At 73.7% G+C, this 16,269-nt stretch carries 14 protein-coding genes; 2 read left to right on the plus strand and 12 right to left on the minus strand.

From position 1 onward, the window contains the following. Positions 1-78: 78 nt before the first annotated feature. From IE318_RS08220 to infC, 9 genes are all read right to left on the minus strand, one after another. Positions 79-1,419 (minus strand): NsdA family TPR-like regulatory protein, encoded by a 1,341-nt coding sequence (locus IE318_RS08220; protein ID WP_189898097.1) that lies wholly within the window; start codon positions 1,417-1,419, stop codon positions 79-81. Between the two features lie 335 nt (positions 1,420-1,754). Further along, complete coding sequence (locus tag IE318_RS08225) at positions 1,755-2,672, minus strand: PP2C family protein-serine/threonine phosphatase (protein WP_229903398.1); 918 nt, start codon at positions 2,670-2,672, stop codon at positions 1,755-1,757. A 254-nt stretch (positions 2,673-2,926) separates the two neighbouring features. Beyond that, entirely contained in the window at positions 2,927-5,431 is a 2,505-nt protein-coding gene (gene pheT / locus IE318_RS08230) for a phenylalanine--tRNA ligase subunit beta (RefSeq protein WP_189898099.1), read from the minus strand. Further along, the gene (gene pheS / locus IE318_RS08235; RefSeq protein WP_189898102.1) at positions 5,431-6,549 is read right to left on the minus strand and encodes a phenylalanine--tRNA ligase subunit alpha; all 1,119 of its coding nucleotides are present in this window, start codon (positions 6,547-6,549) and stop codon (positions 5,431-5,433) included. Before pheS ends, pheT begins: the two co-directional genes overlap by 1 nt. 147 nt (positions 6,550-6,696) lie before the next feature. Beyond that, positions 6,697-7,896, minus strand: a complete 1,200-nt coding sequence (locus tag IE318_RS08240) for a sensor histidine kinase (RefSeq protein ID WP_030182939.1) — start codon at positions 7,894-7,896, stop codon at positions 6,697-6,699. Between the two features lie 105 nt (positions 7,897-8,001). Next, positions 8,002-8,877 carry a TrmH family RNA methyltransferase gene (locus tag IE318_RS08245; RefSeq protein ID WP_189898104.1) on the minus strand — a complete coding sequence of 292 codons (876 nt, stop codon included), beginning with the start codon at positions 8,875-8,877 and terminating at the stop codon, positions 8,002-8,004. A gap of 156 nt (positions 8,878-9,033) precedes the next feature. Beyond that, positions 9,034-9,417 carry a 50S ribosomal protein L20 gene (rplT, locus tag IE318_RS08250; RefSeq protein WP_006141703.1) on the minus strand — a complete coding sequence of 128 codons (384 nt, stop codon included), beginning with the start codon at positions 9,415-9,417 and terminating at the stop codon, positions 9,034-9,036. 127 nt (positions 9,418-9,544) lie between these two features. Continuing rightward, on the minus strand, positions 9,545-9,739 hold the full coding sequence (rpmI, locus tag IE318_RS08255; RefSeq protein ID WP_007829094.1) for a 50S ribosomal protein L35: 195 nt from the start codon (positions 9,737-9,739) through the stop codon (positions 9,545-9,547). 113 nt (positions 9,740-9,852) lie between these two features. Then, positions 9,853-10,491, minus strand: a complete 639-nt coding sequence (gene infC / locus IE318_RS08260; RefSeq protein WP_078917512.1) for a translation initiation factor IF-3 — start codon at positions 10,489-10,491, stop codon at positions 9,853-9,855. Between the two features lie 367 nt (positions 10,492-10,858). Between infC and IE318_RS08265 the strand changes: the two genes are divergently transcribed. After that, the gene (locus IE318_RS08265; RefSeq protein WP_030182949.1) at positions 10,859-11,215 is read left to right on the plus strand and encodes a DUF1844 domain-containing protein; all 357 of its coding nucleotides are present in this window, start codon (positions 10,859-10,861) and stop codon (positions 11,213-11,215) included. A gap of 46 nt (positions 11,216-11,261) precedes the next feature. On the opposite strand, the gene IE318_RS08270 is transcribed toward IE318_RS08265, so the two are convergent. After that, positions 11,262-11,999 carry an SseB family protein gene (locus tag IE318_RS08270; RefSeq protein ID WP_189898106.1) on the minus strand — a complete coding sequence of 246 codons (738 nt, stop codon included), beginning with the start codon at positions 11,997-11,999 and terminating at the stop codon, positions 11,262-11,264. Between the two features lie 128 nt (positions 12,000-12,127). Here IE318_RS08270 and IE318_RS08275 point away from each other — a divergent pair, with 128 nt between their 5' ends. Continuing rightward, on the plus strand, positions 12,128-13,102 hold the full coding sequence (locus tag IE318_RS08275) for a serine hydrolase (RefSeq protein ID WP_189898108.1): 975 nt from the start codon (positions 12,128-12,130) through the stop codon (positions 13,100-13,102). 42 nt (positions 13,103-13,144) lie between these two features. On the opposite strand, the gene mycP is transcribed toward IE318_RS08275, so the two are convergent. Both mycP and IE318_RS44780 read right to left on the minus strand, forming a co-directional pair. Then, positions 13,145-14,344, minus strand: a complete 1,200-nt coding sequence (gene mycP / locus IE318_RS08280) for a type VII secretion-associated serine protease mycosin (protein WP_189898111.1) — start codon at positions 14,342-14,344, stop codon at positions 13,145-13,147. Continuing rightward, positions 14,341-16,212: a hypothetical protein gene (locus IE318_RS44780; RefSeq protein ID WP_229903399.1), complete on the minus strand. Its 1,872-nt coding sequence runs from the start codon at positions 16,210-16,212 to the stop codon at positions 14,341-14,343. The genes mycP and IE318_RS44780 overlap by 4 nt, the downstream gene beginning before the upstream one ends. Between the last annotated feature and the right edge of the window lie 57 nt (positions 16,213-16,269).

The raw sequence follows: 16,269 nt of genomic DNA on the forward strand, positions 1-16,269 counted from the left end.
CGTCGGGTCAGTGGCAATATCGCAGCCGAAGCGGCCCGGCAGCAGGCGCACAGTGCGCCACTCATGGCGCACGGTTCATCACAGCGGCACGCGCAGCGCCCCGTCGATGAGTTCGGCCGCCTCGGCGGTGCCGGCACAGCCGCTGCGCACCAGGTGCTCACGCACCGCCCGCAGTCTGTCGCGCAGCCGCTGCGACTCCATCCCCCGGGCCTGCTCGGCCATCTGCACGGCGGTGGCCACCGCCTTCTCGGCGTTGCCCCGACGCAGCTCGATCGTGCTGAGCATGGCCAGCCGGTGCACCCGGCCACGGTCGTGCGCCGGGTTGCCCACGGCGGCCGTGGCGTGCTCCTCGGCCGCCGCCAGCTCGCCGAGGCTGAGCAGCGCCTCCGCCACCTGCACATTGACCAGGCCCGGTTGGACATAGCCCGTCTCGTCGGGCTCGTATCCGCGCCGGATGCGTTCGGCGGCGGCCTCGGCACGCCGGATGCAGGACAGGGCGCTCGTGCCGTCGCCGAGGTGGGCGTACGCCTTGGCCTGCATCGCGTACAGGTCGGAGGCGAGCGCGGGTGTGATGTGCTTGCCGGCGGCGCGCAGCGCGGCCTCCGCGAAGGCGACGGCCTGGCGGTGCTCCCGCATGAACAGCGACTGGTTGACGAGCAGCGCTATCACATAGGCGCCCAGTCCCCGGTCACCGCTGGCCTTGGCGAGCCTGAGCGCCTGGTGGAAGTAGCGCTGGGCCAGGCCGTGCGCGTCGGAGTCGTACGCGCAGATCCCCGCGATCGCCACCAGACCGCCGGTGGCCCGGTGCAGTTGACGGCCGGTGGCGTCGGTGTAGCCGCCGCGCAGCAGCGGCGCCGCCTCGGCGTTGAGGAAACCCACGACGCGGCTGCGGGTCGCCACGCCGCCGGCCTTGCGGTACATCTGCTCGTAGTGCGTGCGGGCCGCGCGCAGCATCTCGATGTCGGCCGGGGTGACCCGGTGCCGGCCGCCCCGGGAGACGTCCACGTCCTCGGGCGGGTTCTCCCACTCCCACACCGGCATCACCGCGGGCGTCCCGGTCACGGCGGGCGCGCCCAGGACGTGCGGGCGCTGCTGCTCGTCGGAGCGCCACAGGGCCGTGGCCCGCTCGACGAAGCCGGACAGCGAGGTGCCGTGCGGCGCGGACGGCTCACCGGGCACGCCCAGACCGATGTCGTCGAGCGTGACGGGCCGGTGCAGCCGGGCGGCGAGCACCTCGCAGATCAGGTCGGGCACCTGGCCGCGCGGCCGCTGGCCCTTCAACCACCGCCCCACCGCCGTGTGTTCGTATCGCAGTACGAGTCCGCGTGCCCGTCCCGCCTGGTTGACGTGCGCGGCGAGACCCGCGTGCGACATCCCCGCCTCGTCCAGGATCGCGTCGAGCAGAGTGTTGGGCTGCATGTCCTGCCCCCCGGTGGCTCGGTGCCGACAGCGTAGTGCGTCCGGATTCACACGGGGTGTGAACGGAGTGCCCGCATCCGCACCGTGCGCGCGCTGTCGCGGAGCGTGGGCAGTCGGTTGACTGAGATGCCTCGTCAAGAGGCCGGCCGGGCCGCCGGCTCCCCCTCGTACAGTGCGGCGGCCCGTATCCGCGCCGCCCGCTCCGCCGCCTGCCCGACACTCCGTGGCGGAACGGGCGGCTCCGCCGGCAGTGCGGGGCGACTACTGGCTCGGGGCTTTCGGTTCTTGGTCGGCTGCCGGCCGGTGGGGGCTGGTCGCGCCCCGCGGCGGAGCCGCTATCGGTGGAGCCCCGCGCCCCTTTTTTCTGCAGTCGCCCCCCTTACGACGTCCCCGACGTTGTGGATCACCAGGACCGCTACGTCGTCTGCGGGGCGTTGTGTTGTGTGGTCGAGGAGCTGGGTGAAGACGGTGCGCAGGACGGCCTGTGGGGACAAGGGGCCCGCTCGGGTCGCCTCGGTCAGTACCGACGGCAGGGGGAAGAAGCGGCCCTCGGTGTTCCGGGCGTCCTCCACGCCGTCCGTGTAGAGGACCAGGGTCTCGCCCGGGAGCAGGGAGCCGGGGTTCTCGGTGGGCAGGTCGGGGGGAAGGGGGAACGGGCCCAGGGGCGGCAGTGGCTCGGTGCGGGAGACGGGCTCCGCCTCTGTGCCGTTCAGCCGGTATGGCCAGGGGTGGCCGCAGTTGAGGGTGTGCAGGGTGCCGTCGCCGGCGATCTGCAGGAGGAGCACGGTGACGAAGTGCTCGGGCCCCTCGGGGTCCGGTTCCCGGTCGCGGACGTGTCGGGCCAGTGCGCGGTCCAGGCGGCGCAGCACGCCTTCGAGGTCCGCCTCGTCGTGGGCGGCCGCGCGGAAGGTGCCCAGCACGGCGGCGACGGTACCGAGGGCGGCGAGGCCGTGGCCCCGGACGTCTCCGATCACGGCGCGCACGCCGTGCTCGGTGGCGATCACCTCGTACAGGTCGCCGCCGACGGCCGCGCCCCGGTCGGCGGGCAGCTGGGCCGCCGCCAGGTCCAGCCCGGCCACGCGCGGCGGCAGGGGCCGCAGCGGCATGCTCCGGGCGGAGGCCACGGCGGCGCGGGCCTGCCGCAGTTCGCGCAGGAACGCGCGCCGGGCGTGGAGGACGAGGCCGGTGCCCACCGCCAGGAATGCGGCGCCCGACCGCATCCGGCGCGGAGCCCCAGCCCTGATGCGGATCACGACGATGACCCCCAAACGGCGCCGACAGCGCGGACCGGCCCCGGGCCCTGTCGTCAGAGCGCCGCCGGGCAGGCGGGAATGTGACGACAGGCCCCAAGAGGCCGGTTGCGATTCTGTCGAGCGCACGGGGCGCGAGGGCGGGATCGCCTCCCGTTCTCACCCGAACGAGTGAGCACCCTCCGAGCGTGCATTTATGCAGGTCACAGCGGAGGGGCGGGCCCGGCGTACCGGACCCGCCCCTCCGTGACGCGGTCTCAGCCGCGCAGGACCGCCCCGGTCCGCTCGGCGGCCAGGGCCACCGCGGCGTCCCGGGCGGCCGACGCCTCGTCGACCGTCAGCGTGCGGTCGGGGGCGCGGAAGCGCAGGGCGTACGCCAGCGACTTGCGGCCCTCGCCGAGCTGTTCGGCGTTCTCGTAGACGTCGAACAGGCGGATGGCCTCCAGGAGCTCACCGGCGCCCTCGCGCAGCGCGGCCTCGACCTCGGCGGCCGGGACCGGCTTGTCGACGACGAGGGCGACGTCCTGCGTGGCGACGGGGAACGAGGAGATCCGCGGCGCGCGCACGATCCCGTCCCCGGCCCCCTGGATCAGGTCGAGGTCGACCTCCATCGCGCAGGTGCGCTCGGGCAGGTGCATCGCCTTCACCACGCGCGGGTGCAGCTCACCGGCGTGGCCGACGAGCGTCTGCACGCCGTCCACCTCGGCGTACAGCGCGGCGCAGCGGCCGGGGTGCCACGGGGCGTGCTGGTCGGCGCGCACGGTCAGTTCCGTACCGGCCTCGCGGGCCACCAGGCGGGCCGCCTCGATGGCGTCCGCCCAGTCGGTCGGCCGGCCCTTGCCCCACCAGCCGGCCTGCTCGCGGGCGCCCGCGAGCACCACGGCGACCCGGCGCGGCTGGTGCGGCAGCGCGGTGTCGAGGGCGGCCAGCTCCTCGTCGGTGGGCCGGCGGTCGGCGGGCAGCCGGGCCGGGATCTCCTCCTGCCCGGTGGGCCGGAAGACCAGGCCGGTCTCGAACAGCGCCAGGTCGTGGCTGCCGCGTCCGTCGTTGCGGCGCAGCGCGCCGAGCAGGCCCGGCAGCAGCGTCGTCCGCAGGGACGGCTCCTCGTCGGAGAGCGGGTTGACGAGGCTGACCACGGTGCGGCGCGGGTCGTCCGCCTCCAGGCCGAGCTGGTCGAGGGCGGCCTCGCCGATGAACGGGTAGTTCAGCGCCTCGACGTAGCCGGCGCCGGCCAGCGCGCGCCCGACGCGGCTGTGCAGCCGCTGCCGGTCGGTCAGGCCGTGCCCGGGCAGGGGCCTGGGCAGCGTGGAGGGCAGGTTCTCGTAGCCCTCCAGCCGGATGACCTCCTCGGCCAGGTCGTTCGGGTCGGTCAGGTCAGGCCGCCAGGACGGGACGGTGACGATCAGCTCGTCCTGCCCGTAGACGTCGCAGCCGATCTGCTGGAGCCGGCGTACGACGGTCTCGCGGCCGTAGGTGACGCCCGCGACCTTGTCGGGGTGGTCGGCCGGGATGGTGATGGTGCGCGGCGCGGAGGGCGCGACGACCTCGGTGACGCCCGCGTCGGCGGTGCCGCCGGCGAGGAGGACCAGCAGGTCGACGGTGCGCTGCGCGGCGGCGGAGGCGGCCTGCGGGTCGACGCCACGCTCGAAGCGGCGGGAGGCCTCCGAGGACATCCTGTGCCGGCGGGCGGTGCGCGCGATGGCGACCGGGTCGAAGTGGGCGGCCTCGATGACGACCTCGGTGGTGGTGCCCTCGGTGTCGTCGATCTCGGTGTGGGCGCCGCCCATGACACCGGCGAGGCCGATGGGGCCGCGCTCGTCGGTGATGACCAGGTCCTCGGTGGACAGCGTCCGGGCGACGCCGTCGAGGGTGGTGAGCTTCTCGCCGCGCTCGGCCCGGCGCACGCCGATCGCGCCCTGGACGCGGCCGCGGTCGTAGGCGTGCAGCGGCTGGCCGAGCTCCAGCATCACGTAGTTGGTGATGTCCACGGCGAGCGAGATCGGGCGCATGCCCGCCTTCTGCAGCCGGCGCTTCAGCCAGATCGGGGACCGGGCCTCGGGGTCGAGGCCGGTCACCGTGCGGGCGGTGAAGCGGTCGCAGCCGAACGGGTCGGAGATCCGCACCGGGTGCCCGAAGGCGTTCGGCGCCGGTACGTCCAGCAGCGCCGGGTCGAGCAGCGGGCGGCCGTAGGCGATGGCGGCCTCGCGGGCGACGCCGCGCAGGGACAGGCAGTAGCCGCGGTCGGGCGTGACGGCGATGTCCAGGACCTCGTCGACCAGCTGGAGCAGCTCGATGGCGTCGGTGCCGACCTCGTGCTCGGGCGGCAGCACGATGATGCCGTGGCTGCCGTCGTCGCCCATGCCCAGCTCGTCGGCGGAGCAGATCATGCCGTGCGAGACCTTGCCGTAGGTCTTGCGGGCGGCGATGGCGAAGCCGCCGGGCAGCACGGCGCCGGGCAGCACCACGACGACCTTGTCGCCGACGGAGAAGTTGCGGGCGCCGCAGACGATCTCCTGCGGCTCACCGGTGCCGTTGGCCTGGCCGACGTCGACGGTGCAGAAGCGGATGGGCTTCTTGAAGCCCTCCAGCTCCTCGATGGTGAGCACCTGGCCGACGACGAGCGGCCCCTTGAGGTCGGCGCCGAGCTGTTCGACGGTCTCGACCTCGAGGCCGGCCGAAATGAGCTTGGCCTGGACGTCGCGCCCGGTCTCCGTCGCCGGCAGGTCGACGTACTCCCGCAGCCAAGAAAGCGGGACCCGCATCAGATCTCCATCCCGAACGGCCGGGTGAACCGGACGTCACCCTCGACCATGTCTCGCATGTCCTCGACGTTGTGGCGGAACATCAGCATCCGCTCGATGCCGAACCCGAAGGCGAAGCCGCTGTACCTCTGCGGGTCGACGCCGCAGGCGGTGAGCACCCGCGGATTGACCATGCCGCAGCCGCCCAGCTCGATCCAGCCCTCGCTGGAGCAGGTGCGGCAGGGCCGGTCGGGGTTGCCGACGGACGTGCCCTTGCAGACGTAGCAGAGCATGTCCATCTCGGCGGACGGCTCGGTGAACGGGAAGTAGTTCGGGCGCAGCCGGGTCTTCATGTCGGCACCGAAGAGCGACTGGACCATGTGGTCCAGGGTGCCCTTGAGGTCCGCCATGGTCAGGCCCTCGTCGACGGCGAGCAGCTCGATCTGGTGGAAGACCGGGGTGTGCGTGGCGTCGAGCTCGTCCGTGCGGTACACGCGGCCGGGGCAGACCACGTAGACCGGCGGCTCGCGGTGGAGCAGGGAGCGGATCTGCACCGGCGAGGTGTGGGTACGCAGCACGACGCCGCTGTCCTCGCCCTTGCCGCCCTCGACGAAGAACGTGTCCTGCATGGTGCGGGCCGGGTGGTCGGGCGCGATGTTGAGCGCGTCGAAGTTGAACCACTCGGCCTCGACCTCGGGGCCCTCGGCGATCTCGTAGCCCATGGACACGAAGACGTCCGCGACCCGCTCCATCATCGTGGTCAGCGGGTGCCGGGCGCCGGCCGGTACGCGGTCGTAGGGCAGCGTGACGTCGACGGCCTCCTCGACCAGCACGCGGGCGTCGCGCTCGGCCTCCAGCTCGGCCTGGCGGCCGGCGAGGGCCTTGTTCACCGCGCCGCGGGCCATGCCGACTCGTTTGCCGGCGTCGGCCTTGGCGTGCGGGGGCAGGGCGCCGATCTCGCGGTTGGCGAGGGCCAGCGGGGAGGCGGGGCCGGTGTGGGCGACCTTGGCCTCGTGGAGCGCGTCGAGGGAGTCCGCGGCTGCGAAGGCGGCGAGCGCCTCGTCCCGCATGCGCTCGATCTCTTCCGGTTTCAACGCCTCGACCTCGACAGGGTCGTACGACTTATTGGGTGCCGACATCTCTTCCCGTGCTTCCGATTGGCTGGCTGACGGTCCCCGTCACCGACTCGTGGACATTCCGTCTCCAGTGGTGGGACACAAAGGTGCCAAAGGCCGAGTCTAACGGGGCTGGGGAAAGCGGATGCGCCCGTGGGTCCTCGGCCGGTGTCAGAGCAGGTGTGCCGGGGTGCCCACGGGCAGGGTAAATCGGAACCGGGCGCCGCCGCCTGCGGCGCGGCCGACCGTGATCGTTCCGCCGTGGGCCTCGACGATGCCCTTGACGATGTAGAGCCCGAGGCCGGTGCCGCCGCGCTTGCTGCCCCGCCAGAAGCGGGTGAAGACGCGGTTCATGGACTCCTCCGGGATGCCGGGCCCCTCGTCGCTCACCGTGACCGACGTGCCCGTGTTCTCGATGTTATCGGTGTTCTCGGCGTTCTTGGGGTCGTCCCCGTCACGGGGGGACGACGCCGCTGTGATGTCAATGGTGACGGTTCCCTCACCGTGCCGCACCGCATTTTCGATGAGGTTGCTCAGCACCTGGTCGATCTTGTCCGGGTCGGCCCACAGCTCGGGCAGCGGCTGCTCCGTGCGGACCAGGAAACGGTCCGCGGGCTGGCCGGCGGCGACGTAGGCCTGGACGTGCCGGCCGACCGCGGCCCCCATGTCGACGAGCTGGCGGCGCACCTCCAGGCGGCCGGAGTCGATGCGGGAGATGTCGAGCAGCTCGGCGATGAGCCGGGTGACGCGGTCGGCGTCGGCGTCGACGGTCTCCAGCATCAGCCGCTTCTGGTCGTCGGTGAACCTCTCCCACTTGGCGAGCAGCGTGGCGGTGAAGCCCTTGACGGAGGTCAGCGGGGAGCGCAGCTCGTGCGCCACGGTGGCGATGAGCTCGGCGTGGCTGCGCTCGGTGCGCCGGCGGGCCTCGGTGTCCCGCAGGGAGACGACGACGCGGCGGACGGGGCCGGTGGGGCGGTCGCGGACGTACCGGGCGGAGACCAGGACCTCCCGGCCCCCGTGCAGCAGGAGGTTGCGCTCGGGCTGGCCCACGCGGATGGCGAGGCCGCCGTAGGGGTCGGTCAGCTGCCACCACCGGCGCCCTTCCAGGTCCTCCAGGGGCAGGGCCTTCTCCAGGTGCCGGCCGAGGGCTTCCTCGGCGGGGACGGCGGTGATGCGGGCCGCGGCGGCGTTGAAGCAGATCACCCGTCCGTGTGCGTCGGCGACGACCAGACCGTCGGGCAGGTCGTCGGGGTCGACGCCGAGTCCGGTCGGATCGCCGGTGCCGAGTCCGCTGGGGTCACCGGCGCTCCGGGGCGCGGGCGGCCGTCGCGCCTCGCGCCTGCCCGGTGCGCCGCTGGTGCCGACACTCATCCCCGTACCCCACCCTTCCCACTGTGGGCCCCCGAGCTGGTCAGCCTACTAGGGCCTGCCTGACAATTCCCGGCGTCCGCCGGACCGCGAGGCAGGCGGGAATTGTCAGGCAGGCCCTCGGTGGTCCGTGACGGAGCGGCATCCTCCGGAGGCGCGCTGTGCACGGGCCGAGGCGTAGAGACATACGGCGGCCGCGGTCGCCAGGTTCAGGCTCTCGGCCTTTCCGTGGATCGGGACGCGGACGACGGCGTCGGCCAGGGCCCGGGTCTCCTCCGGCAGGCCCCAGGCCTCGTTGCCGAACACCCAGGCGGTGGGCCCGCCCATCGTGCCCTTGTCGAGCTCGTCGTCGAGGTCCTGCTCGCCCGCGCCGTCGGCGGCGACGATGCGCACCCCGGCGGCCTTCAGGCCGGCGACCGCCTGCTCGACGGGGACGCCCACGGCGACCGGCAGATGGAACAGCGAGCCGACGGAGGCGCGCACGGCCTTGGGGTTGTAGAGGTCCACGGAGGCGTCGGTGAGGACCACCGCGTCGGCTCCGGCGGCGTCGGCGCAGCGCAGCACGGTGCCCGCGTTGCCGGGGTCGCGTACGTGTGCGAGGACGGCGACGAGGCGGGGGCGGGCGGAGAGGACCTCCTCGAACGGCCTGTCGAGGAACCGGCAGATCCCGACGAGACCCTGCGGGGTGACGGTGGTGGAGATGTCCGCGATGACGTCCTCGGAGGCGAGGTGGACCCGGGCGCCTGCGCCGCGGACCTCGCCCACGATGTCGGCGTACCGCTCCGCGGCCTCGACGGTGGCGAACAGCTCGACGAGCGTCGCCGTCCCGTCCGCTCCCCGGTGCCCGGCCGCCTCACGCACGGCCTGCGGCCCCTCCGCGAGAAACAGCCGGTCCTTGCCCCGGAAGTTCCGCCTGGCCAGCCGCCGGGCGGCGCTGACGCGGGCCGAGCGGGGCGAAATGAGCTCGGGAGTAGCTGACGGCATCCTCTTCACCTCAGAAAACCTCTGTCCGCCGCGACGGCGATCAACCACGACGGCGGAGTCCGGCGGTGCCGACTCGGCAGAACCGCACAACAAACGGACCCGCAGGCACAAAGCCCACGGGTCCGTACGTCACGTCGGCCTAAAGCCGGCGCAGCGTCACGCCGCCTTCGGCGCGTTGACGTCGCTCGGCAGGGCCTTCTGGGCGACCTCGACGAGCGCGGCGAACGCGTTCGCGTCGTTCACGGCCAGCTCGGCCAGGATCTTGCGGTCCACCTCGACGTTGGCGGCCTTCAGACCCTGGATGAAGCGGTTGTAGGTGATGCCGTTGGCGCGAGCGGCGGCGTTGATGCGCTGGATCCACAGCTGCCGGAAGTCACCCTTGCGCTTCTTGCGGTCGTTGTAGTTGTAGACCAGCGAGTGGGTGACCTGCTCCTTGGCCTTGCGGTACAGACGCGAGCGCTGACCGCGGTAGCCGGAGGCCTGCTCGAGGATCGCCCGGCGCTTCTTGTGGGCGTTGACTGCCCGCTTGACGCGTGCCACTTGATTAACTCCTTGTAGCGGGGTCGTGGTTGTCCTCACACGACCCGGAAACGAATGGGTCCCGGTCCCGACGTACGGCGCGGAAGGTCAGCTGTGCGCGGGGCTCAGCGGATCGGGCGCCGCCGCGTCACTTGCCGAGAAGCTTCTTGATCTTCTTGGCGTCGCCCGGGGCCATTTCGGCGTTGCCGGTGAGGCGACGCGTCAGACGGGACGACTTGTGCTCGAGCAGGTGGCGCTTGCCGGCGCGCTCACGGAGCACCTTGCCGGAGCCGGTGACCTTGAAGCGCTTGCTGGCACCGCTGTGCGACTTGTTCTTCGGCATAGCGCCGTTCTCTCCTCGTCGGTGGCGCTCCGGTGCCCGGTCACGAAAACCGGGCACGGTGGAGCGTCGCTCTCAATGTTTTCGGTTACATCCTGGGACGCGGGTCCCGGGGGTCACGCCTCGGCGGGCTCCTCGGCCGACGCCTCGACGTCCGCGGCGTTCTGCGAGCGGCCGGGGTTGGCCTTCGCTTCGGCCTTGCGGGCCTCCTGCGCCTGGCGGGCCTCGGCCATCGCCTCGGTCTTCTTCTTGTGCGGACCGAGAACCATGATCATGTTGCGGCCGTCCTGCTTCGGGTTCGACTCCACGAAGCCGAGGTCCTGGACGTCCTCCGCGAGCCGCTGCAGCAGCCGGTAGCCCAGCTCGGGCCGGGACTGCTCGCGACCACGGAACATGATCGTGATCTTGACCTTGTCGCCCTGCTTGAGGAACCGGACGACGTGACCCTTCTTGGTGTCGTAGTCGTGCGGGTCGATCTTCGGCCGGAGCTTCATCTCCTTGATGACCGTGTGCGCCTGGTTCTTGCGCGCCTCACGGGCCTTCATGGCCGACTCGTACTTGAACTTCCCGTAGTCCATGAGCTTGCACACGGGCGGACGGGCGTTCGCCGCGACCTCGACCAGGTCCAGGTCGTACTCCTGGGCAAGCTCCAGTGCCTTCGCGAGCGGCACGATGCCGACCTGCTCGCCACTGGGACCGACAAGTCGCACCTCGGGAACGCGAATCCGGTCGTTGATGCGGGGCTCGGCGCTGATGGATCCTCCTCGGTAGCACCACGCGGCGGTCTGGCGGACAGCCGCGTACGTCTGTGTTCGTAAGACCTAACCGCGCCGAAGCAACAAAAATGCCCCGGACGATCACAGGCGGGGCTCCAAGCACAACCGGAGCACCGCCGCGATGTTCGCGGGGCGCGCTTTCGGGCGACTCCATCGTCCGTACGGAACGATGGTGGCCGCCTGACCGGATGACCCGCCGTCCCGGAGGACGGTCAGGTGGGAGATCGGAGCCTCCACTTGTGGGCCGAGCACGTACGTGTCCGGCCGGTCGGAAACCAGATTAGCAGGATCGCTTGACAAGGACTAATCGAGAAACCGTAATCCGGAACCGCCTATCGTGTGGGGCATGAGTGAGACCCCTCCTGAGACCCCCGACTTCGACGCGATGACCCGGGACATCGCCGAGGTCCCCGCCGTCGAGGTGATCGTGACGGTCGCCGTCAACCTGATGAGCGCCGCCGCCGTGAAGCTCGGTCTGACCGAGGAGGGCGACAAGTACAAGGACCTGGACGAGGCCCGCAAGCTGATCACCGCGCTCGCCGGTCTGCTGGACGCGAGCACGACCGAGATCAGCTCCTTCCACGCGGCGCCGCTGCGCGACGGCCTGAAGTCGCTGCAGCTGGCGTTCCGCGAGGCGTCGGTCGTCCCGGACGAGCCGGGCCAGGGCCCGGGCGAGAAGTACACCGGGCCGGTCTACGGCTGACCCGCTTCCCGCCTGCCCCGCCGCCCGGCGCGGCGGGCGGCTCCCTTCACTCCTTCACGTACAGGGGCTCGCCCGGCGGCGTCGTCCCGGCCGGCAGCAGTGCCAGGTCGAGACCGCGCACCAGGCGGGCCCTCAGCGTGTCGCTGGCGGCCAGCCGCTCGGCGACGGCGCGGGCGGCCTCGGCCGGGGCCGCGGCGGCGTCCGGGTCGAGGACCAGGGCGAGGGTGCCGTCGGCCTGACCGGGACCGAGGTGGGCACGGAGCACGGCCGGCTCGGCGGCCACCGCCTCCCGTACGGCCGCCACCACCGCCGGGTCGGCGAGCGGGTCGGTCGTGGTGCGGCCCTCGGCGAGCGCGAGCAGCGCCGGCCCGGTCAGCTCGAACGGCACCGGCCCGGCCAGGTCCAGCACCACCGTGTCCGCCTTCTCGTGCGCGGCGGCCTGAAGGGCCTGGTGCAGGGGTACGGCGACGGGGCGGGCCGCCGGGTCCCAGCGGGCCAGGGAGTCGGTGGAGGTGAAGGCGGGCAGGGCCGTGCGCCCGCCGGCCTTCAGGGTCGGCACGGCCATGTCGCTGGTCTTCTCGCGGCGCAGCCCCCGCTCGTCCTCCTCCACCTCGCCGAGCACGGCCACGACGGGGACGAGCAGCCGGGCGCCCTTGAGTGCCTCCAGGACGGGTGCCACGGCGGTGCGGTCCTCGGCCCAGGCGGCGAGCGCCGCGCTCAGCCGGGGGTCGGCGGAGCCGTCGTCGTCGGAGAAACCGGGGTCGGGGATGTTCTTGTTCGCCACGGCCACGACCCTATCCGGGGCCGGGCACGGTCCTGTCCGGGACCCTTCACGGATTTCTCAGGGTCCCCTGACCCGTGTCTCACGCCGGTCTCACGGCGCGCACAGTCACCGCCAGAAGCATCCCGGGCATGGAGTCCCCGTCCGCCGGCGGCCGTCGTCGCCGCCATGGCCGTCGCGCGCGCCCGTCCCGGCGCCGGCCCCTGCTCTGCGCCGCCCTGGTCTGTGTCACCGTCGTGGGCGGTACGGCGGCGGGCACCGCGTATGTGAGGGCCCGGGGCTCCGCCGGGCCGGGCGCCGTAGGGTCGGCGGCGTCGGCGTCCCCGTCGGCGTCGGCGAGTGGGAGGGCATCGGTGGAGACCGTGACGGACCAGGCGGCGGACCGTACGGCGCTGCTGGCCGGGGCGATGAAGTCGGTGGCGCCGGAGGACGGCGCGACGGTGTCGGTGGCGGTGCTCGATCTCGGCTCCGGGCAGAGCGCCGTCTACGGCGACGGCACGTTCGACACGGCGAGCATCGTCAAGGTCGACATCCTGGCGGCCCTGCTGCTCCAGGCGCAGGACGCGGGACGACGGCTGACCGCCCAGGAGAGGACGTACGCCACCGCGATGATCGAGGACAGCGACAACGACTCCGCCTCGGCGCTGTGGCGGATCGTCGGCGGCGCGGACGGCCTGGACGCGGCGAACCGCCGCTTCGGGCTGGCGGACACCTCCGGGGGCGACGGCGCGCTGTGGGGCCTGACGCGGACGACGGCCGCCGACCAGCTCGCCCTGCTCAAGCAGGTGTTCGGCGACGACTCGGACTCCGAGCTGAGCACGGCCTCGCGGACGTACCTCCAGGGGCTGATGGGGCGGATAGCCGAGGACCAGCGCTGGGGGGTGTCGGCGGCGGCGGACGGTTCCGCGTGGGCCCTGAAGAACGGCTGGCTGCCGCGCAGCACGACCGGGCTGTGGGTCGTCAACAGCATCGGTCGCGTGACGGCCGACGGCGACGACTACCTGGTGGCCGCCCTGTCCCAGGGCAACGCCACGAAGGAGAAGGGCATCTCGCTGGTGGAGGGGGCGGCGCGGGCGGCGGTGTCGGTGTTCGCGGGCGGGACCTGATTCCGCTGCCAGGGGACTTTCGCCAGAAGTCCGAGACACCCCCTAGCGCCGGAAGCCGGCCTCGCCGTCGCCTCCGGCGTCTTCGCGGCGGGCGCGCCACAGGACGACCGCGACGACCAGCAGCACTCCGCCGACGCTGCCGGCGAGAGGCCCGGCCCAGCCGGAGGCGGTGTCGTCCGACTCGGCGGTGTCGGGGCCGGGGCCGAAGTACCTCTCGCCGTACGCCACCGCGTGCAGTCCCTGCGGTTCCAGGCGGTCCGCGGCCTTCAGGGCGGCCACGGGGTCGATCATGCCGAAGCCGCGGGAGTCGTCACGGCCGCCGACGGGGGCGTTGCGGGCCGTGTCCTCCAGGAGCTTCTTGATCTGCGCGGGCGTCAGACGGGGGTGGGCGGCCTTGATCAGGGCGGCGGCGCCGGAGACGAACGCGGAGGCCGCGCTCGTGCCCCAGCCCTCGTAGTACCGGTGGTCCGGGTCGGCGATGACGATGTCGACGCCGGGCGCGCTGACCGCGGCGTACCAGCGGCGGGTGGAGAAGTCGGCGCGGGTGCCGTAGCGGTCGACGGCGGTCGCGGCGATCACGCCCGGGTAGGCGGCCGGGTAGGAGATGTGGTCGCCCTTGTCACCGCCGTTGCCGGCCGAGGCGACGACGACGGTGCCCTTGCTCAGCGCGTACTGCACGGCCTCGTCCTCGGCCGGCTCCGGGTGCGCGGAGTCGGAGTCGTCGCCGAGGGAGAGGTTGATGACGTCGGCGCCGTGGTCGGCGGCCCAGCGGATGCCGTCGGCGAGGGCGTTGCCGCGGGTGGTGCGGGCCCGGGCGCGAGCGGAGTCGCCGTCCTCGAGAATCACGCGGACGGGAAGGATCTTCGCCTCGGGGGCGATGCCCATGACGCCGTCGGTGTCGCCGGGCCCGTGGCCGTGTCCGGCGATGATGCCGGCCATGGCGGTGCCGTGGCGGGCCCAGGTGCGGTCGCCGGGCCGGGCGCCGAAGCCGATGAAGTCCTTGGTGGGCAGGACGTTGCCGACCAGATCGGGGTGGTCGCTCTCGACGCCGGTGTCCAGGACGGCGACGGTGACGCCCTTGCCCTTGGTGACGCGCCACGCCTGCTGGGTGTGCATGGCGTCAAGTGCCCACTGCTGGGCGCGGATGCCGTCGGCGTGCGCGGCGGTGGCCGGGACGAGGGCGAGGGAGGCGGCCAGGAGGACGCTCAGCGCGCCGCTCCTGCGGGTGATGACGGCTCTCACGAGGGTTTCTCCGTGTCCGTGGCCGGATCGACGTTCCTGCGCAGGGTGCGTTCGATGCGGTCGGCCAGGCCCTGGGCCTCGTTGCCGAGGCCGGCCTGGGCGGGGGCCGTGGTGGCGCCGGAGCGCATCGCGTCGGCGGCGGGCTGCGGGGAGTCGACGGTGCGGCCGTCGGCCCAGCCGGAGACGGCGTAGACGACCACGGGGGCCTCGGTCAGCACGGAGATGGTCCAGGACGCGCGCTGCTTGTCGCCGAAGGCGGCGGCGACGGTGTCCTTGGCGGCGTACGGGCGGGGCATGAGGTCGGTGCGCCGGGCGAGGCCCTCGTTCTGGAACCGGGCGGCGAGGGATCTCATGGCGGGCGCGTCGGCCTTGGTGAAGAGCAGCCCCACGGTGGTGACGTAGCTCTGGGTGGCGTCGGTGTAGGTGGCGCGGAGCAGCCGTGCGCAGCCGGCGGGGGCCAGGGCCTTGCGCAGCAGCGGGTCGAAGGCGTTCGCGCAGCCGCTGTCGGGTGCCACGGCGACGCGGGTCCAGGTGCGGTCGGCCCCGCCGGGGCCGGCGCCGCGGCCCTCCACCGTGGGCGGGAACAGCTGGTCGACGGGGATGCTGTGCCACATGCTGCCGGCCGTGGCGAACGCACCGGCCGCGCCGCCCTCCCCGGAGTCCCCGGTGAGCCAACTCCCGGTCACGGCACCGCCGATGAGTCCGAGCCCGAGCACGAGGCACGCCGCCGCCACGGCGGTCCGCGCCCGCACCCGCCCGCCGAGCGCACGCCCCCGTCCCCGCTCGTCGTACCCCTCGGGCTCCCCGAGCCGCACCTGGGCCCGCGCCGCGCCGGGCACGGCGGCGGTCCCCGCGAAGGCGCCCCACGACAGGGCGGGGTCGGGCGCCACACGCGGCCCCGGCGACACAGTGGTGGACCCCGCGAAACCGCCCGCTGGGGAACCGGCGGGCGGGCCGCCGGTGGCCAACGCGTCCGGGCCGGGGGCGGCGGAGTCACGTCGGAGGTCGCCGCCGGAAGGCGCGGCCGGCGGCCCGGCAGCGGCGCCGGGCCGGCGGGCGGAGACGGGGCGCAGGCGCGCGGTGGTCTCCGAGGGGGTCTCGGCGGGTACGGCAGTCCGCGGCGCGGCCGGCGACGGCCGGTGTCCCGGCTGTGCCGGCACGGCACCGGGCACGTCCCGGTCCGACGTCCCGTGCCCGGAGGCCGGCGCCGCGCCGGTGCGGGCCCGGTCCTCGCCGTAACCGGCGGCGGACGGCCCTGCGGCCGGGCTGCGCGGCGCGAACGGGAGGCCCGCCCGGGTCGGCTCCGAGCCGCGCGGCGGGCCGGTGAGACCGGCGCGGGCGCCGCCCTCGCCCGCAGCGGGCTCTCCCGGCCCGCCGGAGCGCGGCCCGGCCGGACGGCCGATCCGTGGCGGCGCGTCGGGGAAACGGGCGGAGGCGGCGGGCGGAGGCGGTGTCGTCGGGGCCGCCTCGCGCCGGGCCGGAGGCTCGAACGCCTGGAAGCGGGACCGGGCGGCCGCGGCGCCGGCATCTCCGTCGGCACGGCCGGTGCGCGGGGGCGTGAGGCCGGAGCCGGGTACGGCGCCCGGTTCGCCGGGCCCGTTCCACGCGGCGGCCTGCCCCGCCGAACGCGGCTCGCCACCCCGGCCCGCCGCCTCGCCGTCCGGCGAAACACCGGACACCACCGATCCGCCGCGGGGGCCGTCCGTCGCGCTCGTCGGCCGCTCGCGTGGCACCTCGGGTGGGCTCACCGGTACGACGGCGGAGTGCGGTTCGGCGGGCGGTTGCGGGGCGCCGTCGGGAGGGGTGGACGGGCGTGGGGGCTTCGGGGGGCGCGGGGGGATCGGGGCGTGGCGCGCTTCCGTGCTCATGCACCCCCCGTTTCCTCGTGCGCGGGCCGTTCTCCCCGGCGCGGTCTTCCTCGTGGC

The organism is Streptomyces spiralis (genome assembly GCF_014654675.1).
Lineage (GTDB): Bacteria > Actinomycetota > Actinomycetes > Streptomycetales > Streptomycetaceae > Streptomyces > Streptomyces spiralis.

Coding starts and splice junctions, on each gene's coding strand:
- IE318_RS08220 (WP_189898097.1), bottom strand. CDS start 1,419: ATGCAGCCCAACACTCTGCTCGACGCGATCCTGGACGAGGCGGGGATG.
- pheT (WP_189898099.1), bottom strand. CDS start 5,431: ATGCGGGTCCCGCTTTCTTGGCTGCGGGAGTACGTCGACCTGCCGGCG.
- pheS (WP_189898102.1), bottom strand. CDS start 6,549: ATGTCGGCACCCAATAAGTCGTACGACCCTGTCGAGGTCGAGGCGTTG.
- IE318_RS08240 (WP_030182939.1), bottom strand. CDS start 7,896: ATGAGTGTCGGCACCAGCGGCGCACCGGGCAGGCGCGAGGCGCGACGG.
- IE318_RS08245 (WP_189898104.1), bottom strand. CDS start 8,877: ATGCCGTCAGCTACTCCCGAGCTCATTTCGCCCCGCTCGGCCCGCGTC.
- rpmI (WP_007829094.1), bottom strand. CDS start 9,739: ATGCCGAAGAACAAGTCGCACAGCGGTGCCAGCAAGCGCTTCAAGGTC.
- IE318_RS08265 (WP_030182949.1), top strand. CDS start 10,859: ATGAGTGAGACCCCTCCTGAGACCCCCGACTTCGACGCGATGACCCGG.
- IE318_RS08275 (WP_189898108.1), top strand. CDS start 12,128: ATGGAGTCCCCGTCCGCCGGCGGCCGTCGTCGCCGCCATGGCCGTCGC.
- IE318_RS44780 (WP_229903399.1), bottom strand. CDS start 16,212: ATGAGCACGGAAGCGCGCCACGCCCCGATCCCCCCGCGCCCCCCGAAG.